Below are 249 nucleotides of genomic sequence, written 5' to 3' on the forward strand. Positions count from 1 at the left end.
ATATAGGCGCGGTCGTAACCGGCCTTTTCCCATTCGTCATAGTTGAAGTGGGACTGACGATAGGGCTGGAAGCCAGAGGGATAGGCCGAGGTCCAAAGGGACAGATCCTTGCCGCCGAGATGGGCGGCAGCAGACCAGGCCGCCTTGCGCTTCTTCTCGTCGCTGGAGACCCGCTTGGTGACGTAGATGCCCCAGCCGAGGTAGGCCATGTTGGGCGCCTCGTTATACTTGTCTTCCCACTGCCCGGTC

At 60.6% G+C, this 249-nt stretch carries 1 pseudogene; it reads right to left on the minus strand.

From position 1 onward, the window contains the following. Positions 1-249: pseudogene (locus EOD29_RS33865) on the minus strand (sugar ABC transporter substrate-binding protein); the annotation flags it as partial.

Source organism: Mesorhizobium sp. M1A.T.Ca.IN.004.03.1.1 (assembly GCF_003997555.1).
GTDB lineage: Bacteria > Pseudomonadota > Alphaproteobacteria > Rhizobiales > Rhizobiaceae > Mesorhizobium.